At 64.8% G+C, this 17,660-nt stretch carries 20 protein-coding genes and 1 tRNA gene; 12 read left to right on the top strand and 9 right to left on the bottom strand.

Annotation, left to right across the window (positions count from 1 at the left end):
- Positions 1–18: 18 nt before the first annotated feature.
- Positions 19–91: transfer RNA gene (locus H0P51_RS08035), tRNA-Ala, on the bottom strand.
- Positions 92–199: 108 nt separating this feature from the next.
- Positions 200–1,831, bottom strand: a complete 1,632-nt coding sequence (gene pgm, locus H0P51_RS08030) for a phosphoglucomutase (alpha-D-glucose-1,6-bisphosphate-dependent) (protein ID WP_180917427.1) — start codon at positions 1,829–1,831, stop codon at positions 200–202.
- 80 nt (positions 1,832–1,911) lie between these two features.
- Between pgm and crcB (H0P51_RS08025) the strand changes: the two genes are divergently transcribed.
- From crcB (H0P51_RS08025) to H0P51_RS08015, 3 genes are read left to right on the top strand one after another with little or no spacing between them, the layout of a single operon-like run.
- Positions 1,912–2,307 carry a fluoride efflux transporter CrcB gene (gene crcB, locus H0P51_RS08025; RefSeq protein ID WP_180917426.1) on the top strand — a complete coding sequence of 132 codons (396 nt, stop codon included), beginning with the start codon at positions 1,912–1,914 and terminating at the stop codon, positions 2,305–2,307.
- Complete coding sequence (crcB, locus tag H0P51_RS08020) at positions 2,304–2,672, top strand: fluoride efflux transporter CrcB (RefSeq protein ID WP_180917425.1); 369 nt, start codon at positions 2,304–2,306, stop codon at positions 2,670–2,672. The genes crcB (H0P51_RS08025) and crcB (H0P51_RS08020) overlap by 4 nt, the downstream gene beginning before the upstream one ends.
- The gene (locus tag H0P51_RS08015; RefSeq protein WP_180917424.1) at positions 2,669–3,760 is read left to right on the top strand and encodes a DUF190 domain-containing protein; all 1,092 of its coding nucleotides are present in this window, start codon (positions 2,669–2,671) and stop codon (positions 3,758–3,760) included. Before crcB (H0P51_RS08020) ends, H0P51_RS08015 begins: the two co-directional genes overlap by 4 nt.
- Positions 3,761–3,862: 102 nt before the next feature.
- Here H0P51_RS08015 and H0P51_RS08010 read toward each other — a convergent pair whose 3' ends face one another.
- Both H0P51_RS08010 and H0P51_RS08005 read right to left on the bottom strand, forming a co-directional pair.
- The gene (locus H0P51_RS08010; RefSeq protein WP_180917423.1) at positions 3,863–4,219 is read right to left on the bottom strand and encodes a DUF488 domain-containing protein; all 357 of its coding nucleotides are present in this window, start codon (positions 4,217–4,219) and stop codon (positions 3,863–3,865) included.
- A gap of 5 nt (positions 4,220–4,224) precedes the next feature.
- Positions 4,225–5,142, bottom strand: coding sequence for an HpcH/HpaI aldolase/citrate lyase family protein (locus tag H0P51_RS08005; protein ID WP_425488972.1), 918 nt, complete (start codon positions 5,140–5,142; stop codon positions 4,225–4,227).
- Positions 5,143–5,330: 188 nt separating this feature from the next.
- Here H0P51_RS08005 and H0P51_RS08000 point away from each other — a divergent pair, with 188 nt between their 5' ends.
- A complete protein-coding gene (locus H0P51_RS08000) occupies positions 5,331–5,780 on the top strand; it encodes an SRPBCC family protein (RefSeq protein ID WP_180917421.1) in 450 nt (149 codons plus the stop codon).
- Positions 5,773–7,569 carry a sulfatase-like hydrolase/transferase gene (locus tag H0P51_RS07995; RefSeq protein ID WP_180917420.1) on the top strand — a complete coding sequence of 599 codons (1,797 nt, stop codon included), beginning with the start codon at positions 5,773–5,775 and terminating at the stop codon, positions 7,567–7,569. Before H0P51_RS08000 ends, H0P51_RS07995 begins: the two co-directional genes overlap by 8 nt.
- A 38-nt stretch (positions 7,570–7,607) precedes the next feature.
- On the opposite strand, the gene H0P51_RS07990 is transcribed toward H0P51_RS07995, so the two are convergent.
- Positions 7,608–8,069 (bottom strand): DUF5994 family protein, encoded by a 462-nt coding sequence (locus H0P51_RS07990; RefSeq protein ID WP_180917419.1) that lies wholly within the window; start codon positions 8,067–8,069, stop codon positions 7,608–7,610.
- Positions 8,070–8,349: 280 nt separating this feature from the next.
- Here H0P51_RS07990 and H0P51_RS07985 point away from each other — a divergent pair, with 280 nt between their 5' ends.
- Together H0P51_RS07985 and H0P51_RS07980 are read left to right on the top strand one after the other, a co-directional pair.
- Positions 8,350–8,583, top strand: coding sequence for a hypothetical protein (locus tag H0P51_RS07985; RefSeq protein ID WP_180917418.1), 234 nt, complete (start codon positions 8,350–8,352; stop codon positions 8,581–8,583).
- A gap of 104 nt (positions 8,584–8,687) precedes the next feature.
- The gene (locus tag H0P51_RS07980; protein ID WP_213016732.1) at positions 8,688–9,116 is read left to right on the top strand and encodes a nitroreductase family deazaflavin-dependent oxidoreductase; all 429 of its coding nucleotides are present in this window, start codon (positions 8,688–8,690) and stop codon (positions 9,114–9,116) included.
- Here the strand turns inward: H0P51_RS07980 and H0P51_RS07975 are convergent.
- Positions 9,097–9,684, bottom strand: coding sequence for a TetR/AcrR family transcriptional regulator (locus tag H0P51_RS07975; protein ID WP_180917417.1), 588 nt, complete (start codon positions 9,682–9,684; stop codon positions 9,097–9,099). The two genes, H0P51_RS07980 and H0P51_RS07975, sit on opposite strands and share 20 nt — an antisense overlap.
- Before the next feature lie 83 nt (positions 9,685–9,767).
- Between H0P51_RS07975 and H0P51_RS07970 the strand changes: the two genes are divergently transcribed.
- Positions 9,768–10,601: a mycofactocin-coupled SDR family oxidoreductase gene (locus H0P51_RS07970; RefSeq protein WP_180917416.1), complete on the top strand. Its 834-nt coding sequence runs from the start codon at positions 9,768–9,770 to the stop codon at positions 10,599–10,601.
- Positions 10,598–11,797 carry a cytochrome P450 gene (locus H0P51_RS07965; RefSeq protein ID WP_180917415.1) on the top strand — a complete coding sequence of 400 codons (1,200 nt, stop codon included), beginning with the start codon at positions 10,598–10,600 and terminating at the stop codon, positions 11,795–11,797. The genes H0P51_RS07970 and H0P51_RS07965 overlap by 4 nt, the downstream gene beginning before the upstream one ends.
- Positions 11,798–11,852: 55 nt before the next feature.
- Here the strand turns inward: H0P51_RS07965 and H0P51_RS07960 are convergent, their stop codons facing one another.
- The gene (locus tag H0P51_RS07960; RefSeq protein WP_180917414.1) at positions 11,853–12,254 is read right to left on the bottom strand and encodes a DUF4267 domain-containing protein; all 402 of its coding nucleotides are present in this window, start codon (positions 12,252–12,254) and stop codon (positions 11,853–11,855) included.
- Between the two features lie 93 nt (positions 12,255–12,347).
- On the opposite strand from H0P51_RS07960, the gene H0P51_RS07955 reads away from it, so the two are divergent.
- Positions 12,348–14,066 (top strand): patatin-like phospholipase family protein, encoded by a 1,719-nt coding sequence (locus tag H0P51_RS07955; RefSeq protein ID WP_180917413.1) that lies wholly within the window; start codon positions 12,348–12,350, stop codon positions 14,064–14,066.
- 31 nt (positions 14,067–14,097) lie between these two features.
- The gene (locus H0P51_RS07950) at positions 14,098–14,694 is read left to right on the top strand and encodes a DUF732 domain-containing protein (protein WP_180917412.1); all 597 of its coding nucleotides are present in this window, start codon (positions 14,098–14,100) and stop codon (positions 14,692–14,694) included.
- A 26-nt stretch (positions 14,695–14,720) separates the two neighbouring features.
- Here H0P51_RS07950 and H0P51_RS07945 read toward each other — a convergent pair whose 3' ends face one another.
- A complete protein-coding gene (locus H0P51_RS07945) occupies positions 14,721–15,656 on the bottom strand; it encodes a TIGR03619 family F420-dependent LLM class oxidoreductase (RefSeq protein WP_180917411.1) in 936 nt (311 codons plus the stop codon).
- Between the two features lie 187 nt (positions 15,657–15,843).
- Here H0P51_RS07945 and H0P51_RS07940 point away from each other — a divergent pair, with 187 nt between their 5' ends.
- Positions 15,844–17,013 carry an NDMA-dependent alcohol dehydrogenase gene (locus H0P51_RS07940; RefSeq protein WP_180917410.1) on the top strand — a complete coding sequence of 390 codons (1,170 nt, stop codon included), beginning with the start codon at positions 15,844–15,846 and terminating at the stop codon, positions 17,011–17,013.
- A 43-nt stretch (positions 17,014–17,056) separates the two neighbouring features.
- On the opposite strand, the gene H0P51_RS07935 is transcribed toward H0P51_RS07940, so the two are convergent.
- Positions 17,057–17,656 carry a nitroreductase family protein gene (locus tag H0P51_RS07935; RefSeq protein WP_180918816.1) on the bottom strand — a complete coding sequence of 200 codons (600 nt, stop codon included), beginning with the start codon at positions 17,654–17,656 and terminating at the stop codon, positions 17,057–17,059.
- Between the last annotated feature and the right edge of the window lie 4 nt (positions 17,657–17,660).

The following is a 17,660-nucleotide window of genomic DNA, read 5'->3' as shown; positions in this document are numbered from 1 at the left end:
CAGAGCGGGTTTTTCCGGTGGAGCTAAGGGGACTCGAACCCCTGACCCCCACACTGCCAGTGTGGTGCGCTACCAGCTGCGCCATAGCCCCGAGAAGTCGTGCTCATCGAAGCTACACCACCGGCCACACGCGTTCAAAACCGCTGGCCAGAGCGATCGCTTTCAGGAAACAATAACGGCCCCGTGGGCTAACCTAGGTTTACCCGATGGCCTGGTTGACCACCTGCCGGGCCACCTCCTGCACCTCAGCCAGGTGCGCGGGTCCCAGAAACGACTCGGCGTAGATCTTGTAGACATCCTCGGTGCCCGACGGCCGCGCCGCGAACCACGCATTCTTGGTGGTCACCTTCAGTCCACCCAGTGCAGCTCCGTTACCCGGCGCCTTCGTCAGCTTCGCCAGAATCGGCTCCCCCGCCAGCTCGGTCGCAGAAATCTCCTCGGCCGACAACCGGGACAACCGCGCCTTCTGCTCGCGCGAGGCGGGCGCATCCACTCGCGCGTACACCGGCGCGCCGTACGACGAAGTCAACTCCGCATACCGCTGCGACGGACTCACACCGGTCACCGCCAGAATCTCCGAAGCCAGCAAAGCGAGGATGATGCCGTCCTTATCCGTCGTCCACACCGACCCATCCCGGCGCAGGAACGACGCCCCCGCCGACTCCTCGCCACCGAAACCTATTGTGCCACTGGCCAATCCGTCAACGAACCACTTGAACCCGACCGGCACCTCCACCAAGGGCTTCCGCAGACCGGCTACCACCTTGTCGATGATCGACGAACTCACCGCCGTCTTGCCCACCCCGAGGTCCGCAGGCCATGCGGGCCGATGCGCAAACAGGTAATCGATCGCCACAGCCAGATAGTGATTCGGGTTCAGCAGTCCCCCATCCGGGGTAACGATGCCGTGCCGGTCGGAGTCGGCGTCGTTGCCGGTGGCGATCTGATAGCGATCACGGTTGGCAATCAATGACGCCATCGCATCGGGCGAGCTGCAGTCCATCCGGATCTTGCCGTCGTGATCCAGGGTCATGAACCGCCAGGTCGCATCCACCAGCGGATTGACCACCGTCAAGTCCAGCCGGTGCCGGGAAGCGATCTCGCCCCAGTAATCGACGCTTGCCCCACCCAACGGATCGGCGCCGATCCGCACCCCCGCCGAACGCACTGCGTCGATGTCGACCACGTTCGGCAGGTCGTCGACATACAAACCCAGATAGTCGTGCCGCTGCGCCGCACCCAACGCCCGAGCCAACGGAACCCGACGCACCGCCGACAAGCCGTCGCGCAGAATCTCGTTGGCGCGCTTGGCAATCTTACCGGTTGCCGCGGAGTCTGCCGGACCGCCGTTGGGTGGGTTGTATTTGAATCCTCCGTCCGATGGCGGATTGTGCGATGGTGTGACCACAATTCCGTCGGCCAACGCCTCAGTTCGGCCGCGGTTGTACGTCAAGATGGCATGGCTCACCGCGGGCGTCGGGGTGTACCGGTCACGCGAATCAACCATCACCAGCAGATCGTTGCCGGCCAGTACCTCCAGCGCCGACACCCAGGCGGGCTCGGAGAGTCCGTGGGTGTCGCGGCCGATGAACAACGGCCCCGTTGTCCCCTGCGCGGTGCGATACTCGACGATCGCCTGCGTAATGGCCAGGATGTGAGCCTCGTTGAACGCGCCGTTGAGCGCCGAACCGCGGTGCCCCGACGTGCCGAATACCACCTGCTGAGCGACGTCGTCGGGATCGGGCGTCACCGAGTAATACGCCGTCACCAGGTGCGGCAGGTCGACGAGGTCTTCGGGTTGTGCCGGCTGACCGGCGCGCGGGTGGGCCATGCCTACCAATTCTGCCCATGGTCCATATCCCGCCATAGGCTGCATATGCGCACACTCCGCATACCGAAGGGAAACAGCCAGTGGCACGCCACGACTATCGGGAGCTGACCGCGATCTTCGCCGGTGGAGCCTTGGGGTCGCTGGCCCGGGCGGGGCTAGCCACCCTTGCCGTTCCTGACCCGGCGCGATGGCCGTGGCCGACATTTGTGGTCAACATCGTGGGCGCGTTCCTGGTGGGTTACTTCACCACCCGCCTCCTGGAACGACTACCACTGTCCAGTTACCGACGCCCACTGCTCGGCACCGGATTCTGCGGCGGACTGACCACCTTCTCAACGATGCAGGTCGAGACGGTGACGATGATCGAGCACGGCCACTACATGCTGGCCGCCACCTACACGGTGGTCAGCATCGCGCTCGGTCTGCTGTCGGTGTACTTGGCCACCGCACTGGTACGCCGGGCGCGGATCCGATGACGACGCTCCTGGTATGGCTCGGCGTCATGCTCATCGGTGGTCTCGGGTCGGTATTGCGATTCCTGGTGGATCGCACGGTCGCCCACCGCATGGCCCGCCCCTTTCCGTACGGCACGCTGACCGTCAACATCACTGGTGCCGCGCTGCTGGGCTTCCTCGGGGACCTGGCCCTACCCAAAGACATGGCGCTGCTGGCCGGTACCGCATTCGTCGGCGCCTACACCACCTTTTCCACCTGGATGCTGGAAACCCAGCGGCTGAGCGAAGAACGCCAATTGCTCCCAGCGTTCGCCAATCTCGCGGTCAGCGTGGTCCTCGGTTTGGCCGCGGTCGTTCTGGGCCAGCGGATTGCGGGGCTGATATGAGCGAGCAGAGCCTCAAACTGACCGCCTACTTCGGCGAGCGCCAGCGGGTCGTCGCCGAACCCCAGCGATTCCTGGCCGACGGCATGCTGGATCTGTTCGGCTCCCACGACATCGCCACCAGCGTGATGCTGCGCGGTATCGCAAGTTTCGGTCCCAAAGGTGACCTGCGCAGCGACAGCTCGCTGAGCCTGTCCGAGGATCCGCCGGTCACGATCGCCGCCGTCGACATCGAGTCGAAGATCCGCGCGGTGGTCAACGATGTGACGGCAATGACCGGCCGCGGGATGGTGACACTGGAGCGCGCGCACCTGGTCACCAAAGACAGCGGCACCGACGCGCTCAGCACTATCGACAGCGACGATGCCGCCAAGCTGACCATCTACGTCGGCCGGCAGGTGCGCGTCCTGGGAGCCTACGCCCACTACGCCATTTGCGAACTTCTGCACCAGCATGGATTCGCCGGCGCCACGGTGCTTCTCGGTGTTGACGGAACCGCACACGGCCAACGCCGACGGGCGAAGTTCTTCGGCCGTAACGTCAATGTGCCGCAGATGATCATCGCAGTCGGGTCACCCACCCAGGTATCGGCCGCGGCAACCGAACTGGCCACGGTGTTGGCCGAACCGTTGCTGACCATCGAGCGGGTGCGACTGTGCAAGCGAGACGGTGAATTACTATCCCGCCCACAGGAATTGCCGCCGACCGACAGCCAGGGCCGCACGCTGTGGCAAAAGCTCATGGTGCACACCGCGGCGGTGGGCCACGACGAAACCCAGCCGATCCACCGCGCCATCGTCCAGCAACTGATGCAGTCTCAGGCGGCTCGCGGTGCAACCGTGCTGCGTGGCATCTGGGGCTTCTACGGCAACCATAAACCGCAAGGAGACAAGCTTTTCCAGCTTGCCCGCCAGGTGCCGGTGACGACGATCGTCGTCGACACACCCCAGGCCATCGCCCGCAGCTTCGACATAATCGACGAACTCACCGGCCACCACGGACTGGTGACCAGCGAGATGGTGCCGGCCGCCATGACCGTAAACGGACCCGAACACAAACCCGAGACGCCGCTGGCCGAGTACGATTACTGAACGGCGCAGCCCCGCAGCAATCGACCAAGCGGTCGAAACGTAGCGGTTCAACACCATTGGCCAAGGCGCGCAGCAGCAATGGGCCGTTCAGCGCCAATAGCTTTACGCCGTGGGCTGGCCACCGAGCAGCTCGGCCAATACGGCAGCGTCACTCCCAGCAACCTCGCGGGTCGCGGTCACCAGCGTCACGACACCCCGCTCGGTCAGTTTGCGCAGTTCGCCCAGCGCCGGGTTGCCGGCGAGTTCGGCTCGGTAGCGCGACGCGAATTCGTCGAAACGCTCCGGTTCGTGGTGATACCACTCGCGTAGCTCTTTCGACGGCGCAACATCTTTGAGCCAGATCCCGACGCGCGGATCGTCCTTGCGGATGCCGCGCGGCCATAGCCGGTCCACCAGCACTCGTTGACCGTCGCCGGAGGCAACGTCGTCGTAAACCCTTGCCGTGCGGATCTCTGCCATGGCGCTCAGTAATGGTAGGTGTCCGACGGGGCCGGCGAGTGCCCTTGGTCGTCTTCGAATTCCACCGAAACGATGCCATAGGACCGGGCCAGGTCGAGAATCTTGGTCGCCCGGGCAATGCGAGGAAGGTCCGACCCGTTACGAATCTCTCCCCCATCGCGTTCGAACTCCGCAAAAAACTCTTTCGCCCAACCGATTTCCTCCTGCGAGGGCGACAAGCCCTCGTTCACCACCACGCACTGGTCGGGCGATAGGCAGATCTTTCCGGTCATGCCGAATTCGACGGAAACCGCCGATGCCTCGATCAGCTTGAGCGGATTGGACCCGATGGTCGGCCCGTCGATCGCACTGGGCAGGCCGGCGGCCTTGGCCGCGATGGTGAACCGGGACCGCGCGTAGGCCAGCGTCGATGGGTCTTCACCGAAACCGGTATCGCGACGAAAGTCTCCGATACCGAACGCCAAGCGGAAAGTGCCCTTGGCGGCGGCGATCTCGGTGATGCGTTCGAGCCCCCGAGCGGTCTCGACCAACGCCACAATGGGCACGCTGGGCAGTCGCTTGGCGGTCTCGGTGACGTGGTCCACCGACTCGACCATCGCCAGCATCACACCACCCACCGCGGTGTCGGCCAGCTTCGCGAGATCGTCAGCCCACCAGGGTGTGCCGAAACCGTTGATCCGAACCCAGTCGTTGTTGTCCTCCGACAGCCACCGCACCACGTTGTCACGCGCGCTGACCTTGTCCTTGGGTGCGACGGCGTCCTCGATGTCCAGTACGACGATGTCTGCTCGTGAATGCGCCGCAGCCTCGAACCTGTCCGCGTGCGTGCCATTGACCAGCAGCCAACTGCGCGCCAGCACGGGGTCGATGCGTGAGCCGATGTCGGCGGGGTCTGTCGTGTCGGTGTTGACGTGTTCGTACACGTCCCTAACCGTAGCGACCGTTGGAGCTGAGCCCAGACCGACTTCGACTTCATCTGCCTTGGTCATTGTGGATCCGGTTCTGCCCTCGGATGCTGAGCATCTGCGTAGCATCCGGCTGTGTGGGGCGAGGCGACGGCCGATCACCGCCTCTCGACGATCTGGTCGCCGAAAGGTGCTTGGATGTCGAGGTGGCAGAGATCAGCCGAAGCCGAACCCTAGCGGCGCAGCCCCAGCAGATTTGGGATGTACTGGCCGATTTCGGCCGCCTGAGCAGCTGGGCCGACGACATCGACCACTCGTGCGTGCTCAACCACGGACCCGGCGGCGCTGCGCTGGGCACTACCCGCCGCGTGCAGGTGGGCCCCAATGCGCTGGTGGAACGCATCACCGAGTTCGACCCACCTGGTGCGCTCGCCTATGACATCGAAGGCCTGCCGAAACGGCTGCGCACGGTCGCCAACCGCTGGACGCTGCGCCCGTCGGGGCCGGGAACGCTGGTCGCACTGATCAGCACAGTCGAGGTCGGCGCCGGCCGGCCCGCCCGGATGGCGGAGTGGGTAGCGCTGCGCGTGCTGGCCAAGCAGTCCGACAAGCTGCTCGCCGGGTTGGCACGACGATTGGAGAACACCCATGTCTGAACGCCCCGACATCGTCATCCTGATGACCGACGAGGAGCGGGCGATCCCGCCCTACGAATCGGCCGAACTGCTGGCCTGGCGGCGGCGAACCCTGCCTGGGCGACGCTGGTTCGACGAGCACGGCATCAACTTCACCCGGCACTACACCGGCTCGCTCGCCTGCGTGCCGAGTCGCCCGACGATCTTCACCGGCCAGTACCCTGACCTCCACGGCGTCACGCAAACCGACGGCATCGGCAAGCGCTTCGACGATTCCCGGCTGCGCTGGCTGCGCGCCGGCGAGGTCCCCACCCTTGGTAACTGGTTCCGGGCAGCCGGCTATGACACCCATTACGACGGCAAGTGGCACATCTCGCACGCCGACCTCGAGGACCCGAAGACCGGCGGATCTCTGGCTACCAACGACGATGACGGCGTCGTCGACCCAGACGCCGTGCAGCGTTATCTCGACGCTGATCCCCTTGCTGCGTATGGCTTTTCAGGCTGGGTCGGCCCCGAGCCGCACGGCGCCGGCAACGCCAACAGCGGTTTCCGTCGCGACCCGCTGATCGCCGATCGGGTGGTGGCGTGGCTGGAAGACCGTTATGCCCGGCGCCGGGCCGGGGAAAAGGCCGCGCTTCGTCCATTTCTGTTGGTGGCCAGCTTCGTCAATCCGCATGACATTGTCCTGTTCCCGGCCTGGGCTCTGCGCAGTCCGGTGCAACCGTCGCCGCTGGACCCGCCCGCGGTAGCGCCGCCGCCAACGGCCGAGGAGGATCTGGCCACCAAGCCGGCAGCGCAGATCGCTTTCCGCGAGGCGTACTACTCCGGCTACGGACCGTCGCCGGCGATCAGTCGCACCTACACGCGCGGGGCGCAGCGCTACCGTGACCTCTACTATCGTTTGCACGCCGAGGTCGACGGACCTATCGACCGGGTGCGCCGCGCAGTGACCGAGGGTGGATCCGAAGACGCCGTCCTGGTGCGCACGTCCGATCACGGCGAGTTGTTAGGGGCGCACGGCGGACTTCATCAGAAATGGTTCAACCTCTACGACGAGGCCACCCGGGTGCCATTCGTCGTCGCCCGAGTTGGCGCGAAAGCCACTGTGGCGCGCTCGGTTTCGGCACCGACGTCACACATAGACTTGGTGCCGACGCTGCTCGGCGCCGCTGGTATCGACGTCGACGCCGTCGCGGCCGAGCTGGCCGAGTCGTTTTCGGAGGTCCACCCGCTGCCGGGCCAAGACTTGATGCCGGTCGTGGCGGGCGCCGCGGCCGACGAGGGTCGGGCGGTCTATCTGATGACGCGCGACAATGTCCTCGAAGGCGACACCGGCGCCTCGGCGTTCTCACGCCAGCTCGGCAGAAACACGAATCCTCCTGCGCCCCTTCGCATCAAGCTGCCAGCGCATGTAGCGTCCAACTTCGAGGGCCTGGTGGTTCGGGTCGACGAGGCGAACGGCGGAGGCGGCCATCTGTGGAAACTGGTCCGTACCTTCGACGATCCGGCCACCTGGACCGAACCCGGCGTGCGCCATTTGGCCGCCAACGGAATTGGCGGCGAGGCGTATCGAACCGATCCGATCGACGACCAATGGGAGCTCTACGACCTCACGGCCGATCCGATAGAAGCTCAGAACCGCTGGGAAGAAATGGAACTACACGAGCTGCGACAGTACTTGCGAATGCAGCTCAAGCAGGCCAGAACGGCGTCGGTACCCGAACGCAACGAACCGTGGCCGTACGCCAATCGCCGGCCGCCGGAAGGTGAAGGCCTGGTTCGCCGGGTGCTGGGGCGGTTCACGTAGCCGTGCGTGTTGACGTACCCGGCGGCGCCCATGAGTGCTTACAACGACGCGATCGATGAAGGATTTGGCGCCAGTTGTTGCATGGCGGCGCATAGGATCGACCCGGCAGTCCGGAATGACGCGGTTTCCCGGTCGGCCATGGAGACGTGAAGCTTCGCGGCGCGACGCAACACCATCATCGCCAGGGCGCTGTGCGTGTTATACGGCACGATCAGCACTTTGGCACAGGCATTCTCGCTTTCCAGGACTATCACGTGTTGGTTCCTGCGCTGCCAGCCTTGCCAATTCAAGTCAGGCGGCCGCTGCAGTGGCGGCCAGTTGATGGTGATTTCGCAGATTTCGCCGAGTCGGGCACCAACAGCTGCGACGAGATCGGGCAACTCGCCGCTTATTCGGTCCGTTCGCGGCCACCATGCTCCGTCGATATCATGGCCGAGCTCGCTGGCCAGGGTGAGCCGGATGGGAGTCGACCGGCGCCGCCCGCTCAACGGATATGTCACCGAATCGGCCCCATCGGTGGGACGCACACCAGGCGGTGCGAATAGGGAGGATTCATCGCGATGCTATTCCTTCACGGTCGAATTCGACCGCCCCACGGGCGCGGGACGACGGAGGAATCACATTGCCCATGGCCCTGATCCACAGCTGACCGCAGAACACCACCGCCGACAACGAAACGGCTCGGTGTTGATGGTACGCCACCACCGCAACCCCGACCGCGATGGGCGGCTTCGCGCAGCGGGCGTACAGTAGCGGCAACAACGACGAGGACGGGTAGAGATGGTTATCCAGAATTGGTCCGATGCGCCCGAAATTCATCCGTCAGAGATTCGAGTCGGTGACACGATCGGCACGCTGCGCCCCACCGAATTGCGTTACGTGGTCAAGATGATCAGCGGGCCGCAGAGCGGACCGAAGAAGTGGACGTTTTTCGGCAGCGACACCTACGGCCAGCAGCACAACGGTACATTCGGCGACCACGACCTGGTTCGTCGGTACGCCAAGGCCTCGTGACCTCCTTTTGAAAAGCTCTGTCAAACAAGGAGATAACGATTCCTAGATTTTCGCTACCCGAAGAGGCACCCCACGGCCTCGCGTCACCGGCGACAACCAAGATCATGAAGTACGCGGCGAAGGCACACGTCGCAGTGTTCAAACTGACCAATGGGCGGATCGGGAACAAATGGCGGATCGGCGCTGGCTTTCATAAACCAGTGCCGACGCTGTTGCTCGAGCATCGCGGCCGTAAGTCCGGCAAGCTGTTCACCACTCCCCTGGTGTATCTGTGTGATGGCGACGACTACGTGATCGTCGCTTCCCAGGGCGGTCACCCCAAGAATCCGCAGTGGTACTTCAACCTGAAGGCGCACCCCGAGACCCGGGTACATGTGCAGGGGCGACGCGATATCGAAGTCGCCGCGCACGTCGCCACGCCCGAGGAGCGCGCCGCGCTATGGCCGAGACTGGTCGACATCTACGCCGATTTCGCGAAGTATCAGCAATGGACGGACCGCGAAATCCCGGTCGTCATTCTTTCGCCGCGTTAGCCGTCAACCGGAACAGCGCACGATCCAGCGTCGGCAGGATCTCGGTGATGCCGATCTCGCCCGCGGCGAACCGCGCCACCAGGCCGTAGGCCAGATTCGACACGATCGGTGGCAGCTCCTCTACCAGCTCGGCATCGGCGCCTTCGAGGACGGCGGCCGTGGCAGGGATAACCGCATCGACCCCCCGGCTCACCAACCGCTGACCACCGGGCGCCGATCGCGCGCGGAAATAGGCCCGCAGCATGTCCGGATGGCGTTCCCAGGGCTCGAAGATGATTCGGAACACCCGCATCAGGCCGTCGTAGATCGATTCGTCCGGATCCGGTTTCAGGCTCGACAGTGCCGCGTACCGGTTCTCGTCCATCCAGGATTCAAGAGCGGCCAGGATAAGTGCGTCGCGGGTAGGAAAGCGCCGGTAGATGGTCGCCAGTGAGGTACGGGCCCGTTTGGCGACCTCCCGTAGTTGCACGGCGTCGTAGCCGTCGGTTTCCAATATGTCCACGACGATCTCGATGATGCGGTGCTGACGGCCCGCCGGGTCGTCGGTCACCGCTTCAGCACTTGCCACATTCACCCTTGTCTTCGTCGAGTAACACAGTTACGGTACCTGCAGTAACGCGGTTACTCAAGAAGATCCACGAGGAGGGTGCCATGGTCGGGCGAGTTGCGGACAAGGTTGCGTTTGTCACAGGTGCGGCGCGCGGGCAGGGCCGCAGTCACGCGGTACGGCTGGCCCAGGAGGGCGCCGACATCATCGCGGTCGACATATGCCAGCCCTTCGACAACTCCCCGGCGCCAGCTTCGACGCCCGAAGACCTCGCCGAGACGGCGGATCTCGTCAAAGGCCTGAATCGGCGCATCGTCACCGCTGAGGTCGACGTACGCGACTATGGCGCGCTCAAGGCGGCCGTCGACAGCGGGGTCGACCAACTCGGTCGGCTGGATATCGTCGTCGCCAACGCCGGTATCGGCACCGTCGCTCCCCGCCTAGACCGGATGGACGAGAGCCTCTGGCAGCAGATGATCGACGTCAACCTCAGCGGGGTCTGGAAGTCAGTCAAAGCGGCTGTACCGCATCTTCTCTCGGCTGGAGGTGGCGCGATCGTGCTGACCAGTTCCGTTGCGGGACTCAAGGCCTACACGCACACCGGTCACTACAATGCCGCCAAGCACGGCGTAGTCGGGTTGATGCGCTCTTTCGCAGTCGAGTTGGGCCCCAAGAATATTCGGGTGAACACTGTACATCCCACCCACGTGAACACCCCGCTGCTGATCAACGAGCAGACATTTCACCTCTTCCGCCCGGACCTGAAAAACCCCGGGCCCGACGACCTGGCTCCGATTTGCCAGACCTTCCACACCCTGCCGATCCCCTGGGTCAACGCCGAGGACATCAGCAACGCAGTGCTGTTCCTGGTTTCCGACGAAGCCCGTTACATCACTGGCGTCACCCTTCCCGTAGACGCAGGAAGCTGCCTGAAATGACCACGACGCGTGACACCGACGTCTATTACGACCCCTACGACGTCAACATCACCGCCGATCCCTATCCCACCTACGCCCGGTTACGCGACCAGGCACCGGTCTACTACAACGAGCGTTACAACTTCTGGGCCATCTCCCGGCACGCCGATGTCGAAGCGGCACTGTCGAATTGGGAGACCTTCTCCAACAGCCGCAGCGACATCCTGGAACTCATCCAGTCGAAATTCGATATGCCGCCCGGCGTGATGATGTTCGAGGACCCGCCCAAGCACACCATGTTGCGCGGCGTCATGTCCCGGGTGTTCACGCCCCGACGGATGGCCGCGATCGAGGATCAGATCCGGCGCTATTGTGTGCGCTGCCTCGACCCGCTGGTCGGTTCGGACAGTTTCGACATCATCGCCGAACTCGCCTCGATGATGCCGATGCGGGTGATCGGCATGTTGTTGGGCATTCCCGAGGACGAGCAGATCGGCGTACGCGACGCCAATGACGCCAATCTGCGTACCAAAGCCGGAACACCTATGAAAGTGGCCGATCCCGAGGCGATCGCCGACGGCCGCATCTACGCCGACTACGTGGACTGGCGCGCCAAGAATCCTTCCGACGACCTGATGACCGCCCTGCTCAACGTAGAGTTCGAGGACGAGCACGGTGTGACGAGAAAGCTTTCCCGCAAAGAGGTTCTGCACTACACACAGGTGGTAGCGGGCGCAGGCAACGAGACGACGGGCCGGCTGATCGGCTGGCTGGCGAAGGTCTTGGCGGAGCATCCCGATCAGCGCCGCGAGGTCGCTCGGGACCGTTCGCTGTTGACCCGCGCGGTCGACGAGACACTGCGCTTCGAGCCGACCGGCCCGCACGTCGGGCGGTACGCCATCCGGGACTTCGAGCTCTACGGCACCACCGTGCCCAAGGGCAGCGCGATCCTGCTATTGTTCGGTGCGGCTAACCGAGATCCGTTGCGCTACAAGGATCCCGACACCTTCAACCTGCATCGCGACAACATCTCGCATCTCACCTTCGGCAAGGGTGTGCACTACTGTCTGGGAGCCAACCTGGCGCGGCTGGAAGGCCGGGTCGCGCTCGACGAACTGCTCAACCGCTGGCCGGAGTGGGAAGTCGACTATGACAGCCTCAAGCTGGCGCCGACCTCGACCGTGCGCGGATGGGAGCGCCTGCGCATCGTGGTCTGATCCTCGCCGCGATGTCACCGGGCCGCGTTACCGCACCAGATGCTGGCGCCGATGGCTAATTTGAGTCCGCCGGCGCTTCGACCACTCGCCTGGCTGGCCGAACGGCACCCCAAAGACCAACGCCGACACCGACGATGGCGCCACCGAGGCCGATGATCTGTTGCGCGCGCTTGAGTTCGCCGTGCACGCTCACCCCGCCGAGTAAGTCGGCCGCATCCGCACCCGCGGAGGCCAGGAACCAGCCGCGAGTGTTCTTACCGCGCAACGCCGACGTGGCCAGTAGCCCGCCGATCAGCGCATCGCGATAACCCATCGACCGCAGCAGCAGTTGAGCGGTGGGTGTTTGGTCGTCCGGATCGCCCCACAGCTTGTTCGCCTTGATGGGGTCGACAAGAAACGAGATGCCCGACGCAAGTCGGATGCTGCCCGCGACGAGCGCGGCTCGATCGATCGCCATGCGTCGGGAGCATAGCGGTCCCCTGCGCCGAGCAGAAGGACCGTTCCCGATGGGATCCACGGCCCGGCAACCGCCATGAGAGGGTTGGTACCCATGCAGTACCCGTTCGCAGACGCGCTGCGCGGCCGTTTCGGCCGGCGCACGCCCCCGGTTGACGTAACCGAGGAGTTCGAGGACGCCGAGATCCAGTTCGAGGACGACGAAACCAAGGCCACCGACGCCGCGCTGGACACCGTCGACCTGCCATCCGCCGACCCGGCACTGCTGCTGCAGAAGATGGAGAACCGGCTGGTCCGCAACCACCTGGCCAACGACGTACTCAGCGAGGGACAGCTGCGCAAACTGCGCTACATCCTCAACTTCGCCCGACTCGGCGACTTCGAACCCGGAGCGGCCGGCCCCGGTGGCCAGCGTGGCCGCGGGGACGTATCGGTGGGCGCAGAGATCGGCCCGTGGCGCTCGCGGGTCGTCGACTCGCTGTTCGAGCCGCTGCGCGAGGAGGCCGATCCGGTCAAGGCGCTGACCGCAGCCCGGGCCATGCTGGATGCGCTGAGCAGTGACCAAGACGACCAGCGCACCGTGCTGATCGATCGGCACCGAAACGACTTCTCCGCCGCCGAACTCGACGCCGAGGTCGGCTATAAAAAACTCGTCACGATCATGGGCGGTGGTGGCGGAGCCGGCTTCGTCTACATCGGTGGGATACAGCGACTGCTACAGGCCGACCAGCTGCCCGACTACATGATTGGCGCTTCGTTCGGATCAATCATGGGCAGCCTAGTGGCCCGCGAACTGCCGGTGCCGGTCGATGAGTACATCGCCTGGGCCAAGACGGTGTCCTACCGGGCGATTCTGGGCCCCGAGCGGCTGCGCCGGCGGCACGGCATGGCTGGCCTCTTCGCGCTGCGTTTCGACGAGTTCGCCCGCGCGCTGCTCAGCCGCGAGGACGGCGAACGCATGCGGATGTCAGACCTGGCGATACCGTTCGACGTGGTGATCGCCGGCGTGCGCAAGCAGCCGTACGCTGCATTGCCGTCGCGCTTTCGACGCCCCGAATTGGCCGCGTTGCAAGGGCGTTCACTTCCGTTCCGCCCCATCGGAATCGGGCCGCTGGTGGCGGCACGCATGTGGCAGGTCGCGGCCTTCATCGACCTGCGGGTGGTCAAGCCGCTCGTGGTCAGCGCCGACGATCCCGCCCTAGACTTCGACGTGCTCGACGCGGCCTCGTTCTCCTCAGCGATTCCCGGTGTGCTGCACCATGAATCGGACGATCCGCGCATGATACCGCTGCTCGACGAGCTGTGCGCCGAACGCGATATCGCCGCTCTCGTCGATGGCGGGGCGGCCAGCAACGTCCCGGTTGAGCTGGCCTGGAAGCGGGTTCGAGACGGCAAGCTGGGCTCCCGCAACGCCTGTTATCTGGCTTTCGATTGCTTTCATCCGCAATGGGATTCGCGACACTTGTGGATGGCCCCGATTCTGCAGGCCATCCAGTTGCAGATGCTGCGGAATCTCCCCTACGCCGATCATCTGGTCCGGTTCGAGCCCACCCTGTCGCCGATCAACCTAGCGCCCTCGGCGGCGGCCATCGACCGCGCGTGCAGATGGGGACGCAACAGCGTGGAAGGGGCCCTGCCGGTCACCTCTGCACTCTTGCGGCCGACGTGGTGGGAAGGGGACGCGCCCGCGGCCCCGCGGTCGGCACAACACGAAAGGGCAAAGTCGGTGGCATCGTCGATGAGTTCGGTGATGGCCGCAATCCAAGCGCCGGGCGGCCGGCTGGCGCGGTGGCGTGACCGCCACCTGACCTGAAGCGGCAACGGCAGCGGACTACCATGACCTCATGGTCGACCCGGTCGGAGGCGCCGACTACAACGCCGGCACCAATGCGGACTCGTCGAGTCTGGCGTGGTCAAGCAGCACCGAGGTGCCGGACATTCAGCGCACGCCGCCTGGTGATGCAAGAGATCCTCGCGACGTCACCGCGGCCGAACCCGCGATCGTGGAGCAGTCCTGGAGCACGGCGTGGAGTCGAGCCCTGGCAGTCCTGCTGATCTGTCTGGGTCTGGCGGCGGTAATTGTGGTGGCAGGTCTGGTGCTGGCCAGCAACGACTCCACGCCCACCGTTACCGCGACGCAACCCACCACCACAGCGCCGGCCGCGCCGGCGACCACCACCGAGATCGTCTCCACGCCGGAACAGGACCGCCGCTTCATCGCGGCCCTCAACGAAAAGGGCATCGTCTTCAAGAACCCTGACGTCGCCGTCTCGAACGGCAAGGCGGTGTGCCAGAGCTTCGCGGCGAAACTTTCGCTGGCTCAGGTGGTGGCGCAGTTCCGGCAGGCCAGCCCCGACTTCAGCGATCACGCCGAGGACATCGTCGCCGTGTCGGTTCGTGCCTACTGCCCGCAATACAGCAAGCTCGTCGCAGGAATCTAGGAATCAACGATCTGCCCGGGACGCACTCACTCAGTAGCCGCCCGGAAGGCACTCACTAGCTCCGCCAGCACGTCGTGTGCCTGCGCGGGATCCGCCGGTAGCGATCCGCTGAACCGGATATCGGTCGCGCCGTCCGCCACCAGCTGCGGAACCACGGCCACCGAGGTCGGCACGTCGATCGACCGATCCGCGCCACGCAACAGCCCGGCCGAACCTTGAACCTGAAGGCCACTCGGGTCTCCCCCAGCGTCGGCGATCGCTCGCTTCATCGCCGGAATCGACCCTTTGAGATCGGTGATAGCCGGACCCCAAGGGATCCAACGGTTTCCGAACCGGCTTACCCGTCTGGCCACCGCCGGGTGCACGGTTCCGCTGACCCAGATAGGCACGCCGTCGGCCTGCACCGGCTTGGGCATCTGGTGGATGCCGTCGAAGGTCAGATCAGGCGAGCTATAGGACGCGCGTTGTTCGGTCCACAAGGTCCGGCACACTTGCAGGGTGTGGTCGAGCAGGCGTCCGCGGCGCTCGAAGGGCAGCCCGGTTGCCTCGTATTCCTCACGCTGCCAACCGATTCCGACTCCGAGGTCGACACGCCCACCGGATAGGATGTCCATGGTGGCCAGCTGCTTGGCCAGCACGGCCGGCCGGCGCAGCGCGGCGAGCAGCACCCCGGTCCCCAGCCTGATCCGGGTGGTGGTGGCCGCGACCGCGGTCAGGAAGATGAGCGGCTCCATCCATTCGCCGTCGGGTCCGGTCGGTTGCTTCCCGCCCGCCGTTCCACCCGCCGTCGGGTCGCCATAGGCGGCCAGATTTTCCCCGAAGACAACGTGGTCGGACACCACGACGCGGTCGACACCCACGGCGTCCATGGCACGCGCCGTGTCCAGCGTCGCGTGCCAATCCGTGCCCACGCGGTCGCTGAAATTGCGCAGATAAACCGAAAGTTTCGGACGATCCGTCATTGGCCAAGTCCCGTCGCGTGTCGAGCGTTCCGATACGCCCACGGTAGTGGGCGAACTCCTCGCACCCGCCCCAGGGGCGGGATCATTGACATGCCATCACCTTTCGTTGTACTGGCAACCTACAGCATGCATGTTGCTATGATCCAGGGATGTCGAGGCGCGGCGGCGTTGACGAAGGGGTATGTCCATGAAAACCAGGGGTGCGGTACTGCATGGGGTGGGCATGGATTGGGAAATAACCGAGATCGAACTGGACCCGCCACGAGCCCGCGAGGTACTGGTCAAGATGGCGTTCGCCGGCGTATGCCATTCCGATGCGCACTTCGCCACGGGCGACGCGGTGCCGACCAAGGAGATGGAGGACATGATGCGCGCCGCGGGCCAGCGGGTACCGGACTGGTTTCCGTTGCTCGGCGGGCACGAAGGCGCCGGCGTGATCGAAGCAGTCGGACCCGAGGTGCGCACTGTCAAACCCGGTGACCACGTGGCGTTCTCGTTCCTGCCCGCCTGCGGTGACTGCCGGTGGTGCGCCTCGGGACACACCTATCTCTGCGACGTGGGTGCCGACATCTACAGCACCAACATGACCACCGACGGCACTCCGCGCCGCCATCTCGGCGATGCCGACCTGATGGCAATGATGCAGGCCGGGACGTTCGCCGAATACGTCGTCGCCTCCGAGCGTTCGGTGGTCAAGGTGCACGACTGGATACCGCTGGAGGTGGCCTCGCTGGTTTCCTGCGGTGTGACAACGGGATTCGGCTCCGGATCGGTGGCCGCGGGTACCAAGACCGGCGAAACCGTCGTCGTCGTTGGGGTGGGTGGCGTCGGCATGAACGCGGTCCAGGGGGCGCGCGCCGCTGGCGCGAAGCATGTCGTTGCCGTCGACCCGGTCGAGTTCAAGCGGGAGGTGGCACCGTCTTTCGGCGCCACTCACACCGCTATCGACATCATCGCGGCCCTGGACCTGGTCAAGGAGATCACCTGGGGCGTGATGGCCGACCGGGTCATCTTGACACCTGGGGTGGTGCCGGCGGACATGGTGATCGTCGCGATGATGCTGGTGCGCAAGGGTGGTACATGTGTGATCACCGGGGTGGCCAAGACCACGGACCTGATGGTGCCACTGTCCATGACCGACATGGTCTACTCCTGCAAGACGCTCAAAGGTGCCCTCTACGGCGAGATGAATCCCAGGGACGCCATGCCGATGTTGTTGTCGATGTACGAGGCGGGCAGCATCAAACTCGACGAGCTGATCACCGCGCGCTACAAGCTCGACGACATAAACGTCGCGATGAAGGATTTGCAGTCGGGGCACAACATTCGCGGCGTGATCGATTTCGCGCTGACCTGATTCTGGTAGTCGGTGCCGGAAACCGATTGTCAGGGCACTGGATTCAGCGCCATGGCTTATCCCACCGGTCCGTCACCGCGACCTCCGACAGCGGCTTTCGCCGCACGGAATGGTGCCTGCCTTTCGGCCAGCCGACGGTGAGCAAGGATGCAATCTGCCAGTCATCGGGTATGGCTGCGACAGAGCGCAATTCGTCCTCGCACGAGTAATGCCACAGCGTGATCGCGGCACCCAGCCCCTGAGCGCGGGCAGCGAGCAAGAAGTTCTGCATGGCGGGAAAGATCGACGCACCCTGTTGCAGCTCGGATGCCCCCGCCTGCGGCCGAATACAAAACAACACGAGCGCCGGCGCCGCACCCCCGACCCGGGTGTGCTCGGCCATCGTCCGCAGCGCGCGCGACTTCGGATCGTCAGCCTCGTCACCGGGCGTCGAAAGCCGGTAATACTCCCTTAGTGCCTGCCACGTCCTCGTCGCACCTGCCGTGACGACGTCGCGCGCCTCTTTCGATTTGAGCACGACGAATTTCCATGGCTGCTGGTTGGCGCCGGAGGGCGCCCAGGTGGCCGCCAGTAGACAGCGTTCCAACGCATCGTCGCCGACAGGTCGGTCTAGATACCTGCGCACGGTCGAAGCGGTGCGCATCACC

It is taken from the genome of Mycobacterium vicinigordonae (genome assembly GCF_013466425.1).
GTDB classification, from domain to species: Bacteria; Actinomycetota; Actinomycetes; order Mycobacteriales; family Mycobacteriaceae; genus Mycobacterium; species Mycobacterium vicinigordonae.
This window is presented reverse-complemented; position numbering and strand designations above follow the sequence as displayed.

Bases quoted from the DNA above. Each gene is read 5' to 3' on its own strand.
- pgm (WP_180917427.1), bottom strand. From the start codon at position 1,831: ATGGCCCACCCGCGCGCCGGTCAGCCGGCACAACCCGAAGACCTCGTC.
- crcB (WP_180917425.1), top strand. From the start codon at position 2,304: ATGACGACGCTCCTGGTATGGCTCGGCGTCATGCTCATCGGTGGTCTC.
- H0P51_RS08015 (WP_180917424.1), top strand. From the start codon at position 2,669: ATGAGCGAGCAGAGCCTCAAACTGACCGCCTACTTCGGCGAGCGCCAG.
- H0P51_RS08010 (WP_180917423.1), bottom strand. From the start codon at position 4,219: ATGGCAGAGATCCGCACGGCAAGGGTTTACGACGACGTTGCCTCCGGC.
- H0P51_RS07995 (WP_180917420.1), top strand. From the start codon at position 5,773: ATGTCTGAACGCCCCGACATCGTCATCCTGATGACCGACGAGGAGCGG.
- H0P51_RS07985 (WP_180917418.1), top strand. From the start codon at position 8,350: ATGGTTATCCAGAATTGGTCCGATGCGCCCGAAATTCATCCGTCAGAG.
- H0P51_RS07980 (WP_213016732.1), top strand. From the start codon at position 8,688: ATGAAGTACGCGGCGAAGGCACACGTCGCAGTGTTCAAACTGACCAAT.
- H0P51_RS07970 (WP_180917416.1), top strand. From the start codon at position 9,768: ATGGTCGGGCGAGTTGCGGACAAGGTTGCGTTTGTCACAGGTGCGGCG.
- H0P51_RS07965 (WP_180917415.1), top strand. From the start codon at position 10,598: ATGACCACGACGCGTGACACCGACGTCTATTACGACCCCTACGACGTC.
- H0P51_RS07960 (WP_180917414.1), bottom strand. From the start codon at position 12,254: ATGGCGATCGATCGAGCCGCGCTCGTCGCGGGCAGCATCCGACTTGCG.
- H0P51_RS07955 (WP_180917413.1), top strand. From the start codon at position 12,348: ATGCAGTACCCGTTCGCAGACGCGCTGCGCGGCCGTTTCGGCCGGCGC.
- H0P51_RS07950 (WP_180917412.1), top strand. From the start codon at position 14,098: ATGGTCGACCCGGTCGGAGGCGCCGACTACAACGCCGGCACCAATGCG.
- H0P51_RS07945 (WP_180917411.1), bottom strand. From the start codon at position 15,656: ATGACGGATCGTCCGAAACTTTCGGTTTATCTGCGCAATTTCAGCGAC.
- H0P51_RS07940 (WP_180917410.1), top strand. From the start codon at position 15,844: ATGAAAACCAGGGGTGCGGTACTGCATGGGGTGGGCATGGATTGGGAA.
- H0P51_RS07935 (WP_180918816.1), bottom strand. From the start codon at position 17,656: ATGCGCACCGCTTCGACCGTGCGCAGGTATCTAGACCGACCTGTCGGC.